This window comes from Bartonella sp. TT121SHDZB (genome assembly GCF_042193415.1).
In the GTDB taxonomy this organism is placed as follows: Bacteria; Pseudomonadota; Alphaproteobacteria; order Rhizobiales; family Rhizobiaceae; genus Bartonella.
In genome coordinates this window covers 1-1,688 of the sequence record NZ_JBHILR010000037.1, presented here as the reverse complement: position 1 = coordinate 1,688, position 1,688 = coordinate 1, and the positions used below count along the sequence as shown (strand labels likewise).

General features: G+C 39.6%; 1 protein-coding gene. It reads left to right on the top strand.

Features of this window, described 5'->3' with window-relative positions; genetic code table 11:
• A partial coding sequence (locus ACFIKI_RS08330) for a helicase-related protein (RefSeq protein WP_375666744.1) occupies positions 1–1,688 on the top strand: 1,688 nt, incomplete at both ends.

Below are 1,688 nucleotides of genomic sequence, written 5' to 3'. Positions count from 1 at the left end.
GAAGCACATAGAACAACGGGTGTTGTGTTGGGAACAGACAAGCATGAATCTGAATTTATCAAGGTTCATGATAACAGCATCATTCGGGGTAAAAAACGTCTCTACATGACAGCAACGCCCAAGATCTTTGCTGATAGTGCTAAAAAACAAGCCCATGAAATGAATGGCATTTTAGCGTCTATGGATGATGAAGCCCTCTATGGAAAAAATCTTTACACCTATACATTCTCAAAAGCCGTTAAAAATGAACTCTTAGTTCCTTATAAGATTATTATCTTGGGTGTTAATGAAGAGGAAGTGAGTGAATCCATTCAACATCTGATGACCGATGAGAATTATGAACTTACTCTTGATGATAAAACCAAGATCATAGGCTGTTATCAAGCCCTTGCCAAAATAGATCTAAAGGTTGATTTGAGTGATGATCCTAACCCTATGCGACGGGCTTTGGCTTTTTGTAGAGACATTAAAACTTCTGAACGTATCCGTGATACATTCAATTCTCCAGAAATACAGAAAGAATTGTCTGATCTTCATAAGCTTTATAAAGAGACACCGCCTCTTCAGTGTAGCTTTGCGCATATTGATGGAACACAAAGTGCCAAGAAGCGCAATGAAGCTCTTGATTGGTTAAAGGAAGATGCGGGGGAAAATACTTGCCGTGTGCTCACCAATGTAAGATGTCTTTCTGAAGGAGTAGATGTTCCTGCTCTTGATGCGATCATGTTTTTACACCCGCGCAAAAGCCAAGTGGATGTGATACAGGCGGTGGGGCGTATTATGCGTCGTGCCAAGGGCAAGAAGAGAGGCTACATCATTCTACCCGTTGGGGTTCCTGCTGGGATTTCTGCTGAAGAGGCTTTAAAATACAACAAGAGATACAGTGTTGTTTGGCAAGTGATCAATGCTTTGCTTTCCCATGATGAAAACTTTGAAGTAACCCTTAACCAGATGATTTTAGATCAAGACGTAAGTCATACTTTAGAGATTGTTGCCTTAAAGAGTATGACCACGGTTGAAGATAAAATCCATGTTTATGAGAAACCAGAAAGCGCGGGGCTTGAGATTGGAAAAGCAGCTTATGAACCACAACGCTATATTCATAGCGTAACAGGAAGATTACCTTTTTATAAAGAGTTTCCCAATGCCCTTAAAACCCTTTTGGCTAAGAAATTTACCCTTGCCGATTACTGGGGCATATGGGCTGGCAATGTTGCTGAAATTGCTCAAAACCATATTACACATCTTCAAAACCTGCTTGCTGATGAAAACAGTGAAGCCTTTCATGCTTTTGAGAGTTTTTATAAAGAACTCAAAAACAACTTAAACAGTGATATCAAACAAGAGGAAGCGCTTGAGATGTTAGGACAACATCTTGTGACGCGTCCCGTGTTTGAAGCTTTGTTTGAGGGCAATGAATTTGTGCAAAACAATGCCATTTCGCAAGCAATGGAAAAAATCTTAACAGAACTCGATAAAACCAATATTGAAGAGGTATCTCAAGAATTACAAGAGTTTTATGACAGCGTAAAATTCCGTGCCTCTGGAATTACCTCCCCCCAAGCAAGACAGAACCTTATTATCAAACTATATGAGGATTTTTTTACTAAAGCATTTAAGAAAACCACGGATAGGCTTGGGATTGTTTATACACCCGTTGAGGTTGTGGATTTTATCATTCATTCTGT